Source organism: Acinetobacter sp. A1-4-2 (genome assembly GCF_040233925.1).
Lineage (GTDB): Bacteria > Pseudomonadota > Gammaproteobacteria > Pseudomonadales > Moraxellaceae > Acinetobacter.
Window position 1 is genome coordinate 2,374,191 of record NZ_CP157981.1, and the last position, 15,902, is coordinate 2,390,092.

Annotated in this window: 18 protein-coding genes; 4 read left to right on the forward strand and 14 right to left on the reverse strand. The window is 43.7% G+C overall.

Annotated features, from left to right (window positions below):
• Window positions 1-102: 102 nt before the first annotated feature.
• The 3 genes from rpsG to ABJ384_RS11545 form a co-directional block, all read right to left on the reverse strand.
• Complete coding sequence (gene rpsG / locus ABJ384_RS11535) at window positions 103-573, reverse strand: 30S ribosomal protein S7 (protein WP_004648014.1); 471 nt, start codon at window positions 571-573, stop codon at window positions 103-105.
• A gap of 178 nt (window positions 574-751) precedes the next feature.
• A complete protein-coding gene (gene rpsL / locus ABJ384_RS11540; RefSeq protein WP_004648013.1) occupies window positions 752-1,126 on the reverse strand; it encodes a 30S ribosomal protein S12 in 375 nt (124 codons plus the stop codon).
• A 178-nt stretch (window positions 1,127-1,304) separates the two neighbouring features.
• Window positions 1,305-2,729: an EcsC family protein gene (locus ABJ384_RS11545; RefSeq protein ID WP_349927447.1), complete on the reverse strand. Its 1,425-nt coding sequence runs from the start codon at window positions 2,727-2,729 to the stop codon at window positions 1,305-1,307.
• Window positions 2,730-3,011: 282 nt separating this feature from the next.
• Here ABJ384_RS11545 and ABJ384_RS11550 point away from each other — a divergent pair, with 282 nt between their 5' ends.
• Together ABJ384_RS11550 and hemJ are read left to right on the forward strand one after the other, a co-directional pair.
• Complete coding sequence (locus tag ABJ384_RS11550; protein WP_166170798.1) at window positions 3,012-4,241, forward strand: beta-ketoacyl synthase N-terminal-like domain-containing protein; 1,230 nt, start codon at window positions 3,012-3,014, stop codon at window positions 4,239-4,241.
• A 71-nt stretch (window positions 4,242-4,312) separates the two neighbouring features.
• Entirely contained in the window at window positions 4,313-4,765 is a 453-nt protein-coding gene (hemJ, locus tag ABJ384_RS11555; protein WP_180043014.1) for a protoporphyrinogen oxidase HemJ, read from the forward strand.
• A gap of 366 nt (window positions 4,766-5,131) precedes the next feature.
• Here hemJ and ABJ384_RS11560 read toward each other — a convergent pair whose 3' ends face one another.
• From ABJ384_RS11560 to ABJ384_RS11575, 4 genes are all read right to left on the reverse strand, one after another.
• Window positions 5,132-6,592 carry an amino acid permease gene (locus ABJ384_RS11560; RefSeq protein WP_349927450.1) on the reverse strand — a complete coding sequence of 487 codons (1,461 nt, stop codon included), beginning with the start codon at window positions 6,590-6,592 and terminating at the stop codon, window positions 5,132-5,134.
• A 139-nt stretch (window positions 6,593-6,731) separates the two neighbouring features.
• Entirely contained in the window at window positions 6,732-7,091 is a 360-nt protein-coding gene (locus tag ABJ384_RS11565; protein ID WP_213033059.1) for a RidA family protein, read from the reverse strand.
• Between the two features lie 51 nt (window positions 7,092-7,142).
• Complete coding sequence (alr, locus tag ABJ384_RS11570) at window positions 7,143-8,240, reverse strand: alanine racemase (protein ID WP_349927452.1); 1,098 nt, start codon at window positions 8,238-8,240, stop codon at window positions 7,143-7,145.
• 36 nt (window positions 8,241-8,276) lie between these two features.
• Entirely contained in the window at window positions 8,277-9,536 is a 1,260-nt protein-coding gene (locus ABJ384_RS11575; RefSeq protein ID WP_349927454.1) for a D-amino acid dehydrogenase, read from the reverse strand.
• A 137-nt stretch (window positions 9,537-9,673) separates the two neighbouring features.
• Between ABJ384_RS11575 and ABJ384_RS11580 the strand changes: the two genes are divergently transcribed.
• Window positions 9,674-10,138, forward strand: a complete 465-nt coding sequence (locus tag ABJ384_RS11580; RefSeq protein ID WP_086197651.1) for an Lrp/AsnC ligand binding domain-containing protein — start codon at window positions 9,674-9,676, stop codon at window positions 10,136-10,138.
• 60 nt (window positions 10,139-10,198) lie between these two features.
• On the opposite strand, the gene ABJ384_RS11585 is transcribed toward ABJ384_RS11580, so the two are convergent.
• Window positions 10,199-10,843 (reverse strand): HAD-IA family hydrolase, encoded by a 645-nt coding sequence (locus ABJ384_RS11585; protein ID WP_349927456.1) that lies wholly within the window; start codon window positions 10,841-10,843, stop codon window positions 10,199-10,201.
• Between the two features lie 101 nt (window positions 10,844-10,944).
• Between ABJ384_RS11585 and ABJ384_RS11590 the strand changes: the two genes are divergently transcribed.
• Entirely contained in the window at window positions 10,945-11,712 is a 768-nt protein-coding gene (locus ABJ384_RS11590) for a hydroxymethylpyrimidine/phosphomethylpyrimidine kinase (RefSeq protein ID WP_349927458.1), read from the forward strand.
• 149 nt (window positions 11,713-11,861) lie between these two features.
• Here ABJ384_RS11590 and ABJ384_RS11595 read toward each other — a convergent pair whose 3' ends face one another.
• From ABJ384_RS11595 to ABJ384_RS11620, 6 genes are all read right to left on the reverse strand, one after another.
• Window positions 11,862-12,197 carry a YegP family protein gene (locus tag ABJ384_RS11595; protein WP_166170813.1) on the reverse strand — a complete coding sequence of 112 codons (336 nt, stop codon included), beginning with the start codon at window positions 12,195-12,197 and terminating at the stop codon, window positions 11,862-11,864.
• A 296-nt stretch (window positions 12,198-12,493) separates the two neighbouring features.
• On the reverse strand, window positions 12,494-12,853 hold the full coding sequence (locus ABJ384_RS11600; protein ID WP_349927461.1) for a 5-carboxymethyl-2-hydroxymuconate Delta-isomerase: 360 nt from the start codon (window positions 12,851-12,853) through the stop codon (window positions 12,494-12,496).
• 190 nt (window positions 12,854-13,043) lie between these two features.
• The gene (locus ABJ384_RS11605; RefSeq protein WP_200223803.1) at window positions 13,044-13,385 is read right to left on the reverse strand and encodes a zinc ribbon domain-containing protein YjdM; all 342 of its coding nucleotides are present in this window, start codon (window positions 13,383-13,385) and stop codon (window positions 13,044-13,046) included.
• Between the two features lie 95 nt (window positions 13,386-13,480).
• Complete coding sequence (locus ABJ384_RS11610) at window positions 13,481-13,828, reverse strand: DUF488 domain-containing protein (RefSeq protein WP_349927462.1); 348 nt, start codon at window positions 13,826-13,828, stop codon at window positions 13,481-13,483.
• A gap of 9 nt (window positions 13,829-13,837) precedes the next feature.
• On the reverse strand, window positions 13,838-14,290 hold the full coding sequence (locus ABJ384_RS11615) for an SRPBCC family protein (protein WP_349927464.1): 453 nt from the start codon (window positions 14,288-14,290) through the stop codon (window positions 13,838-13,840).
• A 216-nt stretch (window positions 14,291-14,506) separates the two neighbouring features.
• Window positions 14,507-15,607: a catalase family protein gene (locus ABJ384_RS11620; protein ID WP_349927466.1), complete on the reverse strand. Its 1,101-nt coding sequence runs from the start codon at window positions 15,605-15,607 to the stop codon at window positions 14,507-14,509.
• Window positions 15,608-15,902 lie beyond the last annotated feature (295 nt).

Consider the following 15,902-nt stretch of genomic DNA (forward strand, 5'->3'; position numbering starts at 1 on the left):
AAAACAGGACGCTTTAAGCTGCCAAGCAGCTTAAAGCGATTCGATGACAACATGGTGAAAACCAAAATTGCCACCCTCCTGAATAGGGGCTGTTTTATCCGCTTAGAAACGGTAGTGAGAGAAGGCTTTGTTGGCTTCAGCCATACGGTGCACATCTTCACGTTTTTTAATCGCTGAACCCTTACCTTCAGCTGCATCAAGCAACTCGCCAGCAAGACGTAAAGCCATTGTTTTTTCAGAACGCTTAGCAGCAGCGTCTACTAACCAGCGCATAGCTAGGGCAGTACGACGGGATGGGCGTACTTCCATAGGCACTTGATAAGTAGCACCACCAACACGGCGTGCTTTTACTTCGACCATAGGGCGAACTTTTTCAAGAGTAGTCTCGAAAAATTCAACTGGGTCTACTTTAGATTTTTCTTGAACGCGATCTAAAGCACCGTAAACGATACTTTCAGCAATAGATTTTTTACCATCTTGCATTACGTGGTTCATGAATTTAGCGATTGTTTGGCTGCCGAACTTAGGATCCGGAAGGATTTCACGGGCAGCGACTACGCGACGTCTTGGCATTTTAATACACCTATAAATATGACACTTCAGGTTTATCCAGCATGAGTACAAAGTGTCATGTACATTCGCTGGCCTTACTACACGTCGCTTGAATTTCACAAAATTAAATGCAGAAATCAGACAAGCGAGACGATAAAGGATTGCGGTTCTACGTTCTTAAAAAGCTAATCTAAACAGATTATTTCTTAGGACGTTTAGTACCGTATTTAGAACGAGACTGGTTACGATCTTTAACACCAGCGCAGTCTAAAGAACCACGAACGGTATGGTAACGTACACCTGGTAAGTCTTTAACACGACCACCACGGATAAGCACAACACTGTGCTCTTGTAGGTTATGGCCTTCACCACCGATATAGCTTGATACTTCAAAACCAGAAGTTAAGCGAACACGGCAAACTTTACGCATTGCTGAGTTAGGTTTTTTAGGTGTAGTTGTGTAAACACGTGTACAAACACCACGACGTTGTGGACAAGCCTTCAACGCAGGAACTTTTGATTTTTCAATCAAAGTCGTACGACCCTTACGGATCAACTGATTTGTTGTTGCCATTTGGCAATTCTCCCGTTAATAAAAAGCCTCAAAAAAATACCACTTTTTGAGGGCACACAATTGTAAGCGAAGATAGAAAAATGGTCAATATTCGAGACCATGTCAAATATTGACCACTTACCTGTATATTGGTCAGTAGACGCTTTTTTAAAGACGTAATTCCAGACTTTTATGCACTCTATTTTGTAACTTTTTTCTTGGCGGGCTTAGGGGCTTCATTTTGTTCAGATTGGGAAGCAGCAAGTTGCGTGCCTGCATCAGCTCCTTCAACATCTGCCTGCGTATATTCATCTATTTCCGGTTCATCTACCGTGATAGCCGGTTTTTGCGGTTCAACCTGAGCATGCGGTTCAACCATGTGTTCAGCCAAATACTCTAATCCTTGTTCCACGCGCTCACTTTTACGCTCATCATCCGCGATGGCATCATCTGATTTCTTCTTAATAGTTACTTTGGCAATCGTGCTATGCCCTTGCACCGGAATGTCCTGATCAAGTTTAAGCTCGCCGGAATTTGGCTCGTCTTTAGTAAAGGGATTTAACAATCTTGGCGCTGCCTGCGCCAACAGCTCCAGGGATTTTTCATAAGCCGCAATAGGAGACAACTCCACTCCCTGATGCTGCTGCAAATAGCTTCTGGCATGGGAAAATATTTGCTGGGCTTTCTGGTTGACATCTTCCACCAGTTTCCAGCTATAGGCTGCACCTATACCTGCTCCGGCAACAGGCGTTAATTTACTGATCAATGAAAGGTTTGGGAGATGATTTAACCAGTTCCATTTCATGTCGCCATTTTCATTGACCAGCCATTTTTTCAGTGGCTCACTGTCATTGCTGGAACCCAGCATGTTTTGCAATTGTGCAGTGTCATTGGTTTGCAGCATATTGGAAACGATTTTGAGTGCCATCAACACACTCTGCTTTTCAGCAATCTGGCCCAAGTCGATTTGTTTAAACACAAACTGGACAATATCCTGTTCGGTGTTTTTGTTCAATTCAAAGCCATAGGCACGTCCCACCTGATAAATCATGCGCAAGGACATGAGCAGTGATAAAGGCACGTCAATCGCTGAACCAACTACGCCTGTGGCACCGGTAACAGCCCCCTGTATAGAAGCCAGCCATTTGTTTTGTTCTGCCAACGCCTGACTCAGCCGTTTGGAACGGTCGACATCCTGAGTCAGTTCCTGTAAATCTTTTGCTCCAGCCTGATCCAGTACAGTATCTACAGAACTGAGATTTGAAGTAAACTGATTTAAATGGTCAAAAAAATAGTCCGAAACCTTGTCTGAAAAGTCCGGCACAACAAAACTGGCCACACGATTCACTTTGCTGTACTGGCGACCCAGCAATTGTCTGGAGATATTGGGTAAATACTCACGCATCATTTGTTGAGGATTATCATATTTTCTGGGTTCAAATACGCTTTGAGAACGGGCACTTCCCTCAATGACATGACCATTGGCCAAGGCCCCGGAAGCCTTGCCAGCACGCTCGGCAGCCGCGTGATTCAGTGCACTCATTCCTGTTGCACTGATCTTTTTAGCCACTCCCAAAGCATTGGAGAGGAATCCACCTGAATGTTTATTATTGGTATCTGCCATTCTTTTACCCTCATCTTCTATTCTTACAATTATTGATAAATACTAGGTGTAGTCTAAGTTTATCTCAACACGAATGTGTATCTTTTAGTTAATTATGCCGCCTAAACATTACAGATACATACTGTCGAAATAGGCATAATATTTGCCATAAGAATTCAAAACCCTTTCTGCTATCATGAATGCGACCGAAAGACATGAGTAATGCGCTGGATTGAGGTTTTTACTTTTCTGCCTGAATCAGCTGCCTTTACTCAAAAATATCACCATATAAGGGATCTTTAAATGAAGCGTGTTGTAATCACTGGTATGGGTATCAACTCATGCATTGGTAATTCTTTAGAAGATGTCACTCATTCTTTACAAAACGGGATTTCTGGAACACGTTTTAACCCGACTTATGCAGAATTAAACTTTAAGAGCCATGTCAGTGCAGCCGCTGAACAAGATTTTGACCATATTGACCGTAAATTGAAACGCTTTATGGGCGTGTGTGCCATGTATGCCTACAACTCGGCAGTTGCTGCGGTAGAACATGCAGGTTTAAGCGTTGAAGATTTGGCGGGCAACCCACGTTATGGGATTACCGGTGGTTCAGGTGGTGGTTCAACTGCATCTGTCATTGAAATGAACGAATTACTGCAAACCAAGGGTGCGCGTAAAGTAGGTCCTTTCTTTGTTCCTCGTAACATGACCAACACCATTACCGCAAACGTAGGTGTGGCATTCAAATTACAAGGTGTGGCACATACCATTACCAGCGCATGTGCTACTTCTGCAGATGCCATCGGTTATGCCTACAACCTGATTCAACTCGGCAAACAGGATTTAATGCTTGCTGGTGGTGGTGAAGAAGATCACTGGTCTCAAAGCTTGCTGTTTGATGCGATGGGTGCACTTTGCTCTAAATACAATGACACGCCTGAAACAGCGTCTCGCCCATATTCGGCTGACCGTGACGGTTTCGTGATTGCCGGTGGTGGTGGTTTTGTGGTGCTTGAATCACTGGAACATGCGCAAGCGCGTGGTGCAAATATCCTGGCTGAAGTAGTTGGCTATGCTGCAAACAGCGATGGTGCAGACATGGTTGCTCCAAGCGGTGAAGGCGCAACACGCTGTATCCTGATGGCCCTTGAAGAAGCGAAACAGCATGGTGTTGACAAGATTGACTATGTGAATACCCATGGTACTTCAACTCCAGCTGGTGACGTGACTGAACTGAAAGCTATGGAACGTGCATTCGGTGAAGGTCAAGTACCGCCTATCAGCTCAACCAAGTCTATGACCGGTCACAGCCTGGGTGCTGCGGGCGTGCATGAAGCCATTTATTCGGTCTTGATGATGCAAAATGACTTTATTGCGCCAAACATCAACGTGACTGAACTGGATGAAGGTGCAAAACCGTTTGATATCGTACTTGAAAAACGTGACGCAAAATTGAATACTGTGATGAGTAACAGTTTCGGTTTTGGCGGTGTAAATGCTTGTCTCGTTTTCAAAAAATGGGAAGGCTAAGCTAAGAAGTGTTGATCATTCAGCAGTGGATGATCAACTTCTGCCACACTGCCCTTTAAAAGGGTGAATGGATGGATGCTCCTTCTGATGCTTTCTTGTGGGTAAAAGCATTACATATTATTGCTGTGGTTTGCTGGTTCGCTGCATTGTTCTACCTGCCACGTCTATACGTTTACCATGCCATGAGTGATGATGCAGTGAGTCATCAGCGTTTTGAAGTCATGGAACGTAAGCTATACCGTGGCATCATGTGGCCCTCAATGGTTGCAACACTCATCACCGCACACTTTCTGGTGGATTGGGGTGATGCAACGCGTCATTATCACGATGCACTGTGGTTTTACCTGAAGGTCGGATTGGTCGGATTATTGGTAATTTACCACTTTGTTTGTGGTTATTACCGTAAAAAACTGATTGGCAATGCGCATTACAAATCACACAAGTTCTGGCGCTTCTTTAATGAAATGCCAACGCTGATTTTATTTGCCGTGGTAATTTTAGTGGTGGTGAAACCCATCTTCTAAGCATCAAAAAAGCCCTCAATCTAGGTAATGCCAGTCAGTTAAGAAATTGACTGGCATTTTCTTTTTTAAATTCATGACTGTAGTTGATATGTGGAAAAGTCATCCGCAACTGTTTGAGGCCGGACTACATTAAAAAATGATTGTTTCTGCGACAAATTTTCTAGTTGATAGTGGCTGACGAGTTTTGCGGATGACAAATGCCTTTGGTTACTTTGGGCGAAACCAAAGTAACCAATGAGCTGCAAGGATTTGATTTAAAACGGTAAGACTCCGCCATGAATTACTAAAAAATTAAGGAGTTTATTTCTAAACTCCTTAACTGATCAGCATTACTAAATCGAGGGCTTTTTTACATCTGAGAGAAACTTAGTTCAACATTTCCTGATGATGTTTCATCAGCATGTCCTGATGACGTTTACGCATCCGCGGTTTATACAGGAGCTGATAGGTCACGGCTAAAATAATCAGCCAAATCGGACTGATCATCAGGGCACGCAAAGTATCGGCTTCCAGACTTAAAATAATCAAAGTAAAGAATAAAAATACCAGTACCACATAGGACATCCAGATTCCACCCGGCATTTTAAAGGTTGACTGGGCATGCAGTTCTGGACGCAATTTACGGTAACGGATGTAGCACACCATGATGATGCTCCAGATACTGATAAACAAAATCACGCACAGCGAACTTGCTAAAGTAAAGGCTTCAACCGTATTCGGTACAAAGTATTGTAATGCTGCACCCGCCATAATAAAGGCACAAGAGAACAATAAACCTTTGGCAGGCACAGCACGCTTAGACAATTGCGCCAGATTTTGCGGAGCCTGCCCTTCCCGCGCCAAACCAAACAGCATACGTGATGTTGAAAATACACCACTGTTCATGGAGGACATGACCGACGATAGCACCACCAGGTTCATGATAATCGCTGCTGCACCAATGCCGGCATGCATAAACAGCGACACAAAGGGACTCTGATCCGCAGGAATCTGGTTCCACGGGGTCACTGACATCACAATGAATAACGACAACACATAGAACAAAATAATCCGGGTCGGAATGGCATTCACCGCTTTTGGCAAGTTCTTTTCAGGGTCTTGGGTTTCTGCCGCCATGGTCCCAATCAGTTCCACACCAACAAAAGCAAATAAGGCAATCTGGAAACCGGCCAGGAATCCGCTGCCACCTTGAGGGAACATGCCGCCATGCGACCAGACATTACTAAAGCTGGCAAGCGAACCGCCCGGCGAATGAAAATGGTTAAACACCATAAATCCGCCAATACCAATCAGTCCCAAAATGGCCAAAATCTTGATGAGGGCAAACCAGAATTCAATTTCACCAAACAGACGTACGGCGAGCATATTAATACCGAGCACCAGTAACACGCAGGCCACACTAATCATGGCCTGTCCGGATGGGGTAAAGGCCATCCCTTCAGGCAGCCAAAAGCTGAGATAGTTGATAATAGCAGCCAAGTCTGCGATGCCAACCAGCACCCAGCCCAGCCAGTATGACCAGCCGATATAGTAGCCTGCACCCGGACCAATCAGGTCATGCGCCATATCGATAAAGGATTTGTAATGCAGGTTGGAAAGTAAAATTTCGCCCAATGCACGCATCAGGAAAAAGAACATGGTACCAATGATCGTATAGATCAATAAAATTGAAGGGCCAGCCAGGGAGATAGTTTTGCCTGAGCCCATAAACAGGCCTGTCCCAATCGCGCCACCAATGGCAATGAGTTGCAGGTGACGGTTGGACAGTTTTCGTTGTAGTTCATGCGATGATGCCTTGGCATCGTCTGCTCGTGGTGTAGTGGTCATAACTGAACATCCTTTTAACATACGATTGCGTGTAAACCATGTGCTTTACATTGCCGGTCATCCCAACCAGCGACATTTACACGCCAGGCAGCACATCGGTCTCAACCGCTTTGCTGCCATACGGGGGAGATTTTTGACATTAAGGCTGTGCCGCCGTTACCGCAATTTCAATCAACCAGTCCGGATTGACTAGATCCGCCTGAATGGTGGCACGTGAAGGTGGAGTACAACCTTTCATCCAGTCAATCCAAATGGCATTGACGATTGAAAAGTCAGCGAGATTTTTAATATAAAGCTGTGCAGACAGCAGTCGGGATTTATCGGTTCCGGCCAAAGCCAGCAATTCATCAATAGTGGCTAAAATTTCATGGGTCTGACCGGCGACACCATTACTGGTGTTTTTAGGTACTTGCCCGGAAAGATAAACCACCTGATTAAACACCGTCACGGCGCTCATGACAGCATTACTATTGAACTTTTCTATATCGCTATGAGACATCTACATTTCCTTGTATCAATAAATTGAATGAATGATCTGATTTTTTAAAATTTAATCTTGAATAAAATTGACGCGTGCAGTGACAGCACACATCAGCTCATAGCCAATGGTGCCTGAACCTTCCGCCACTTCATCAATACTGAGCACAGTGCCGTGTTTCGATGTACCCCACAGCACCACTTCACTACCGACTTGGGCACTTGGGAGATGAGATAAATCGACCGCCAACATATCCATGCTGACACGTCCGATTAAATGGCTGCGTTGACCATCGACTAAAATGGGCGTACCTGTTGCGGTAATACGTTGATAACCATCGGCATAGCCACAGGCTACGATGCCAACACGCATTTCCTTTTCAGCAACAAATCGGGAGCCATAACCTACGCTATCCCCCGCTTTAAGCTGTTGAACGGCAATGATCTCACTACGCAGACTCATCGCAGGCTGCAAATTCCAGTCTTGAATAGAATGGCTTGGATAATCTGGAGAACTGCCGTAAAGCATGATGCCACTACGAATCACATCCGACTGCAATTGCTGATGGCGTAAGATGGCTGCACTGTTGCTGACTGAACGCGCACCCGGTAAATCATGGTTGATTGCCTCAAACAACTGGCATTGATGCTCAATGCCGTCACGTCCTAAACGCTCACCGTCAGCATCGGAGAAATGCATCATGTGAGTGATGCTTTGAACATTATTCATTTGAGATAATTGTTGCCAGATGTCGCGGTAATGAACAGCCGCAAAACCCAGACGGTTCATGCCACTGTTCATTTTTAAATAAACATCAAACCGGGCTGGTCTGGGGAATCGGGCTAACCATTCAATCTGATATTGGCTATGAATGGTGAAACTCAAATTCAGCTCATCACAGTCAAATAGGTCTTGCTCGGAAAAGATGCCTTCAAGCAATAAGACAGGACCTTTCCAGCCCAGAGCACGAATGCGTTTCGCCTCTGCCAAATCGAGCAGTGCAAAACCATCGGCAGATTTGAAAGCTTGATAGACACGCTCAATACCATGACCATAGGCATTGGCTTTGACCACCGCATAGACTTGGCTATTCAGCATTTTGGTACGGGCAACATTTAAATTGTGCTGCAGTGACTGGCTATGAATCACTGCAGTAATAGGACGTGGCATGTTGTTCTTCCTTGAATCAATATGACCTAAAACAGATTAGGCTGCTGAAGGGTAACGTTGAATCGATAGACCTTCGGTACTGATGTCCGGTTGATGATTCATGACCAGGTCACTGATCAACTTGCCTGAACCGCAGGCCATGGTCCATCCCAGCGTGCCGTGACCGGTATTGAGGAACAGGTTTTTAAAACGTGTTGCTCCAATAATCGGGGTAGAGTCCGGTGTCATTGGACGTAAACCGGTCCAGAATGTCGCTTCTGCAAGGTTTCCACCTGGGAATAAATCTTTGGTGACCATTTCCAGAGTCGCACGACGATCCTGATTCAAGCCATGGTTAAAACCACTCAGTTCAGCCATGCCACCGACACGGATACGCTGATCAAAACGGGTAATCGCAATCTTGTAAGTCTCATCCAGCACCGTAGACTGCGGGGCAAATGCAGGGTCGATAATTGGAATGGTGAGTGAATAGCCTTTCACCGGATAAACCGGCAGGTTCAGATGCAATGGTTTGAGGAAGTCACGTGAATAACTGCCAAAAGCCAGGACATAACGGTCTGCTGTTAGCACTTGACCATCGACTACCACACCCTTGATGTCATCGCCTTCAACCACCAGTTTTTCAACATTTTGGTTAAACTTAAACTCTACACCCAGCTCTTTGGCCAAGTTTGCAAGCGCATTGGTAAAGAGGTAGCAGTCACCAGTTTCATCATTTGGCAGATGCAGGCCACCGACCAGTTTATCTTTAGCAAATTCCAAAGCGGGTTCTACTTTGGCCAGATCATCTTTGAGCAAAAGTTCATGCTCCACACCACATTCTTTTAACACCTGAATGTCACGTTGAACCATATCTAGTTGCGCTTCATTACGAAAAACTTGCAAAGTGCCTTTAGAACGGTTTTCATAATGAATGCCGGTCTCTTTACGCAGTTCTCTGAGGCAGTCACGGCTATACTCTGCCACCCGGGTCATGCGCTCTTTATTAATCGCATAACTGTGTGGATTACAGTTCTTGAGCATCTGTGCCATCCACTGTAATTGCCACATGCTGCCATCCATATTAATGGCGAGCGGTGCATGATGCTGGAACATCCATTTCACCGCTTTAAAAGGAATACCGGGCGCTGCCCATGGCGTCGAATAACCTGGTGAAACCTGACCTGCATTGGCAAAACTGGTTTCTTCAGCAGGACCTGACTGACGGTCCAAAACAGTAACGGTTGCTCCCTGTTGTGCGAGGTAATACGCACTTGCAACCCCGATTACACCACTACCCAAGACAATTACACGCATTGCTTATCCCTAACGCATACTAGTTTATTTCACTAGTATATTTTTTGATTGATAGTTTTTTTCACTGTTTTAAGCACTATAATCTAGGTAATTTAATAGTTTCGTCGCGAAAAAATTCTAAAAAAAGGAAAATCATAATGCGTAAATTGGATCGTATAGATCAACAGATTCTGGATATTTTGCAGCGCGATGGACGGATTGCCATCAGCGAATTGGCATCTCGGGTCAATCTGTCTACTACCCCCTGTTCGGAACGGGTCAAACGCCTGGAACGCGATGGCATCATCATGGGCTATTATGCACGGCTGAATCCGCAACTGGTCGATCGCAACTTGCTGGTATTTTTAGAAATCAAACTATCCGCCAAATCAGGCGATGTGTTTGATCAGGTTGCACGCGATTTGGTGGAAATTCCTGAAGTTTTGGAATGTCATCTGATTTCGGGTGAGTTTGATTATCTGGTCAAAGCACGTTTAAAAGAAATGAGTGCCTATCGACGTCTACTTGGCGACTTACTCAAAAAACTTCCCTCCTCCGCTTCCTCACACAGTTACATTGTCATGGAAGAAGTGAAGGAAAGTTTTTATCTGGACCTACGTTAACAGTCCCAAAAGCTTGATTCAGGGGAGATACTCAGGGAAGTAATTGCTTGTATTGAGTGATCAAAAAAATTGAAGCAGATCGGAAAATTTGGCTATCCGTGCTTTAGGTTTTGCCTGAGTAAGCTCTGCATCAGAACCATAACCATAGTCCACTGCGATGGTGTCTATACTATTGCTGCGAGCACCAAAAATATCATGCTCACGGTCACCCACCATCACGCATTCAGCTGGATCTAACTTTTCCTTTTCCAGGATATAAGCAATCAACTCGCCCTTGTTGGTACGCTCACCGTTCAGCTCACTGCCGTACGCATAGTTAAAATATTGCAGCAGATCAAAATGTTCTAAAATCTGCTTGGCATAGATTTGAGGTTTGGCCGTAGCCAAATACAAATGGAAACCCTTTTGCTGCAAGGTTTGCAAAGTTGCAGCGACATCTTCAAAAACATGATTTTCATACAAGCCGGTCACAGCAAAACGTTCCCGATAGCCCATCAAGGCCTGTTCAGCCAAAACATCATCCACTGCAACATTTAAAATTTTCGCCAAAGATGCCTGCAAAGGTGGACCAATAATCCAGTCGATATTGACTTCATCGGCAATCGGATGACCTACTTTGGCCAGACCATAACGCGCTGAAGTGGTAATCCCCACTTTGGGATCAGTTAATGTTCCGTCTAAATCAATCAAAATATTCTTAATCACCAACCAACCCTTCAACCTAAATTTTTACTTCACAAATACTATCGAGACTTGGCTCAAAGTTGCCTATACTAACGCAAATTTTGTGATTTAAGGACATCATTGTGCGCCCTACTGTACTTTGCTTTTCTGGTTTAGATCCATCGGGTGGCGCTGGCTTGCAGGCAGATATTGAAGCGATTGGCCAAAGTGGCGCACATGCAGCAATTGCCTGTACTGCCCTGACCATTCAAAACTCGCAGCAGGTGTTTGGTTTTGAAGCAACCTCCAAAGAATTATTGCTGGCTCAAGCCCATGCAGTGGTCGGTGATTTACCGATTAAATGTGTTAAATCGGGTATGTTAGGCACCACAGACAATATTGCAGCTTTGGCTGAATTTTTACGTGAACATCCTGAATATCTGTATGTGCTCGATCCGGTACTGGTAGCCAATAGTGGCGGTTCACTGGGTGATCAAGCCACACTGGTGAAAGCCTTTGTCGAGCTGATTCCGCTGGCTACCGTTCTGACCCCGAATACGGTAGAGCTTCGTGCCTTAACCGGTGTGGAAGATATTGACCAGGCAACGGAAAAACTTTTTGCCATGGGCGCTAAAGCGATTTTGGTCAAAGGCGGACATGAAGATACCCCGGATTATATCCGCAATACCTTATATATTGATGGCAAGCTGGTGTCTGAAACCCGATGTCCTCGCCTTGAAGGTCAATATCACGGTTCAGGCTGTTCGCTGGCCAGCTTTATTGCCGGCCGTTTAGCGCAAGGTGACGATTTAAAACAGGCTGTCAACCATGCTGAAACCTGGCTGTTTGGTGTACTGAAAAAGGCGGAATCTCCAGTACCAAATGGGCAGCGCATTCCTAAGCGTTTTTAAATCAATATTTCGGATTAAACTGATCATCAGCTGAGTACACTGGCTTGAAGATCAGTACATCTCCTGATTTTTTTACCTTCTATTTAGATGCTGTCAGAAAAAAATAAAGCATGTATCAATACATGCTTTAATCTGAGCATTGATTTGATTTATGCAATCAGGTCTTTAATGGTGGTACTTGAACCGTTATTTTTTACCGACTCAATCCCTTTCTCGCGTGCCTGCTCACTTGCATACAGTTGGCTGGTGCCAATAATTTGATAATTGGCTGCCTTTAAATTGAAATAAGGCTTACCGTTTTTCGCTTCCAGACGTTCATAGCGGCTATCCTCAGGGCTATTTTTTTGTACGGACTCAATGCCATTCTGTGCCGAAGCTTTGCTCTTGTATAATTCGCTGGTCAGAATCACTTCCCCATTGCCAGCTTTCAAAACAAAGCGATATTGTCCATCGCTGGCCTGACTGACTTCATACCATCCTGCCATATAAAATACTCCCCTTGTTATTGTAAAAGTTATAAAAGAATCGAATTTATATGATTAAAAATACGCTATTTATATGAAATAAAAATGACTTTTTATTTCAAAAAAGCACATTTTATGATCATGATTTAAATCTGGATTGTATGATTTATCGCCTTAAAAGGACACCTGGTCATTCTTATCAAAGCCCAGTTTTCTCCAAGTACAGTTTCTATCGCAGCACAATAACAGGCCGCCAAGAGAATAAATCGACCATCTATTCTCTTCCTAACTGTTGATATTGAATAAGTAGCCAAGCCTTAAACAATTTTTTTAGCGTAAGTGGCTTTCTGCATTTCCAATATTTCCACACAAATCTGTACACTGACTTGGCTTTGAGCTGGTATGTGCTGTTCAAGTGTGTGCAGAATCACTTGAGCAATTTGCTGTTGTAACTCCAGACTACGTCCAGCCAATAAAGAAACTTTCGCATGGACATAGGCTTGTGAAACATCTCCCAAGCCAATGACATAATCGTGCTGGCAAATGGCACGGCTTTTTAGCTCATTTGCGGCAGTCACATAAGCTCCCTCAACCAGTGCCTGATTTAAAGCAAGCAAGAGGGATTTTGGTTCAAAATTTTCTACATTGTCTGAATATTCAAGATGTATATGTGGCATAACAAAATTTTTTAAGATGAAGGACAGTAGTTATAGCATGAAGGAAGTAATCATCAGATAGATTATGTCTATGTTGAATCAAGCATAGCAATTATAAAAAACCAATTTCAAAATCGTGCAAATGAGTACCAGCTCATAAAAAAGCTCCAGCATGTCGCCAGAGCTTTTTTTGGATTTTTAATGTAGTGAATTAAGCTTTTTTCACAAATTCAGATTTTAATTTCATGGCACCAAAACCATCCACTTTACAGTCCAGATCATGACCATCACTTGAGTCAGGTAATAAACGAATATTCTTCGCCTTGGTTCCGACTTTAATCACCGATGAAGAACCTTTAATTTTCAGATCTTTAATCAGGGTAACAGTATCGCCATCAGCAAGCACATTGCCATTTGCATCTTTAATAATTGTAGCCTGTTCAGTACTGCTTTCACCCTCTTTCCACTCATGAGCGCATTCTGGGCAAATCAGCAAATCGCCATCTTGATAAACATATTCTGAATTACATTTGGGGCAATTTGGCAAAGACATAAAAAACCTCAAAAATCTTATTATAACATTTTATCAACCAATCTTTTGCTAAAACCTTATTTATCTTATGGAATAAAACCACTCATCAGATGCTTTCAGTTTTCCTCTAAAACCTGTTTGAGTACAATCACATGGTTATATCTTTCACTTTTTGCTGCGGTGATGAGACTAATTTTTTCCTGTTTAGCGATTTCTCTAATTTGCTGCAACAACTCTGCTTGTGAACGCAGTTCAGCCCTGTAACGTTGCTGAAATTCGTCCCAATGTTCGGGGTCATGCGCATACCATTTTCGTAGCTCAGTCGATGGCGTGATTTCTTTAGCCCACAAATCAATTTTGGTATCTTCTTTTTTAATGCCTCTAGGCCACAGCCGGTCAACCAGAATACGTTTGCCATCTGAAGGTAAAACTTCCGCATAGGCACGTTTAATTTGAATTTGCATTGTAAAACACTATTGATCTGGAATTTCAGGAGTAACCAGTAAAGTGAGCAGTTGCAAAGATTCCTGCCATCCCAAATAACAGGCTTCCACTGGAATAACATCAGGAATACCCGATTGGGTAATATGCACTTCTGTTCCCACCGACACTGCTTTGAATTGAATGACCACTTCAATGTTTCCGGGAAAATTGGGATCATCGAACTGGTCAGTATAGCGTAACAATTGATTGGGAATGATTTCATGATAGGTGCCAGCAAAGGAATGGCTGGAACCAGTAGAAAAATTGCTAAACGACATTTTATAGCTTCCACCCACTTTTGCATCCAGATGATGAACCTTCGCGGTAAAACCATGCGGTGCCATCCATTTAACCAGAGCATCCGGATCAATAAAGGCCTTAAACACCCGTTCTGGGGGTGAGCTCAATACCCGATGCAATTTAACCGTATTGCTTTTACTCATTTTACGACCTCATCTTATTGTTGTTTTTAAATGCTGATCTAAGATGAAAACTATTGCTGTTACTCTATGATCTATGTGGGACTTTAATACAATATTAAGCAGGATTTTCACTTCCTTGTTAATCAGCAATTAAAATATCCCTAAACAGTATAGGTCTAAAACAGCTGTATTCAGGCAGGTATTTTTAGTCTGAGTGTAAAATCCGGCTGTGAATATTTAATCTGGCATGTCATCAATATCATTGGGTTCTGTGCGGGGCTGGATGTTCATACAGTGCCGAAAACAGGATGAACGTTCATAAGCCTGCATACGTACACGCATGATGGAACCCAGAGGCTGATGTTGTTTTACCCCATGCCATGGGCTGAAAGACAGCACGTCATCCGAATAAACCCGACGTGCCGGACTGAAGGTATTTTGCCGCGGAAAATGTAAAGTTCCAATGACCTGATGCGGTGACTCATCCTCATCCCATAAGACCGATGCATCTTCGACAGGCATACGCTCCAGATGAGTACAGAGCTGGGCGCGAATCACATATTCAGCCGTATTACGCTTGAAAAAATCCTGTACCAGATCACGTATGCCAGAATCATCCTGAATATACATCTGTAAACCGGTCAACTGCTTCACCGATTCAGATTCAGGTGCCACACTCATTTTGGCAATATAGTTGCCATAACGAAGAGCAGCCATACTGTGATAGGTTTCTCCTAGCACATGATGTTGACTGCGTGCCAGACCTTTTATCATCGTAGATGCAGGCAAGCCAGCGCGATTGAGCAGATGATCCATTCCGCGCATGACACTGCGCAGGCTACGCATGACCAGTTCAGACGTTTTTTCCCCTTCAATGATGAAAGGCAGCATTTGCATATATTTACGTACCGTCCCAAAAGCCAGTACCGGAACATTGACCATCAGGAAATCCTGATTTTTTCCATCGCTTGAATCTTCTGGCAATAAGCGTTCGCCCGGTACATTTAAAACTTTAAGGGCAAAACCATGAGGTGCGGGTGTTTTATCACTACGCAAATCCCCCGGAGCGGCAGACAGACGCACAATGACATCATAATAACCCGGATGCGCAAAAATTCCCTGTGCCAAGTGATTGGGCAGGTTTTCAGGAATGGTCAAAATGCCTTTTAAAAAACCATGAGATTTCGCATGTGCATCGCGTACCGCATGACGATGCTTGTCAAAAACCTGAGTATGGGTTTGCGCCATATACTCTACGATGTGCTGAATGTCTGCTTCTTCATTTTCCTGTTTTTGCTCTACTTCTGGACCATAGGCCACATAGTGATTGACTGCCATGCTATGCTCCTTTTCTTCTGGGAATAGAGATAAACTTTTTTGCAATTTATGTATTAATCTAGCAAGGAGTTTTCTTTACAAAGGAAGTGCTTGGTAAATACATTGCAGGTATTTGGTAAACAACGCAGAGAGATGACATTCAAATAGCTGAGTTAAAAATCGCCACACAACCATATTAAAATCAAATATTTAAATTAAAAATTCAGAAGAATTAAAACAGATAGAAACTTAAAAATAATGAGAAACCCACTTTTAGTCATGCAGCGCTGAGTTTCAGCTCATTTCTGATGCTTTT

Excerpts from the sequence above, each read along its gene's own strand:
- ABJ384_RS11600 (WP_349927461.1), bottom strand. The coding sequence starts at position 12,853 with ATGCCACATATACATCTTGAATATTCAGACAATGTAGAAAATTTTGAA.
- ABJ384_RS11550 (WP_166170798.1), top strand. The coding sequence starts at position 3,012 with ATGAAGCGTGTTGTAATCACTGGTATGGGTATCAACTCATGCATTGGT.
- ABJ384_RS11560 (WP_349927450.1), bottom strand. The coding sequence starts at position 6,592 with ATGACCACTACACCACGAGCAGACGATGCCAAGGCATCATCGCATGAA.
- ABJ384_RS11620 (WP_349927466.1), bottom strand. The coding sequence starts at position 15,607 with ATGGCAGTCAATCACTATGTGGCCTATGGTCCAGAAGTAGAGCAAAAA.
- ABJ384_RS11565 (WP_213033059.1), bottom strand. The coding sequence starts at position 7,091 with ATGTCTCATAGCGATATAGAAAAGTTCAATAGTAATGCTGTCATGAGC.
- ABJ384_RS11545 (WP_349927447.1), bottom strand. The coding sequence starts at position 2,729 with ATGGCAGATACCAATAATAAACATTCAGGTGGATTCCTCTCCAATGCT.
- ABJ384_RS11575 (WP_349927454.1), bottom strand. The coding sequence starts at position 9,536 with ATGCGTGTAATTGTCTTGGGTAGTGGTGTAATCGGGGTTGCAAGTGCG.
- ABJ384_RS11605 (WP_200223803.1), bottom strand. The coding sequence starts at position 13,385 with ATGTCTTTGCCAAATTGCCCCAAATGTAATTCAGAATATGTTTATCAA.
- ABJ384_RS11615 (WP_349927464.1), bottom strand. The coding sequence starts at position 14,290 with ATGAGTAAAAGCAATACGGTTAAATTGCATCGGGTATTGAGCTCACCC.
- ABJ384_RS11595 (WP_166170813.1), bottom strand. The coding sequence starts at position 12,197 with ATGGCAGGATGGTATGAAGTCAGTCAGGCCAGCGATGGACAATATCGC.
- rpsL (WP_004648013.1), bottom strand. The coding sequence starts at position 1,126 with ATGGCAACAACAAATCAGTTGATCCGTAAGGGTCGTACGACTTTGATT.
- ABJ384_RS11580 (WP_086197651.1), top strand. The coding sequence starts at position 9,674 with ATGCGTAAATTGGATCGTATAGATCAACAGATTCTGGATATTTTGCAG.
- hemJ (WP_180043014.1), top strand. The coding sequence starts at position 4,313 with ATGGATGCTCCTTCTGATGCTTTCTTGTGGGTAAAAGCATTACATATT.
- rpsG (WP_004648014.1), bottom strand. The coding sequence starts at position 573 with ATGCCAAGACGTCGCGTAGTCGCTGCCCGTGAAATCCTTCCGGATCCT.
- alr (WP_349927452.1), bottom strand. The coding sequence starts at position 8,240 with ATGCCACGTCCTATTACTGCAGTGATTCATAGCCAGTCACTGCAGCAC.
- ABJ384_RS11610 (WP_349927462.1), bottom strand. The coding sequence starts at position 13,828 with ATGCAAATTCAAATTAAACGTGCCTATGCGGAAGTTTTACCTTCAGAT.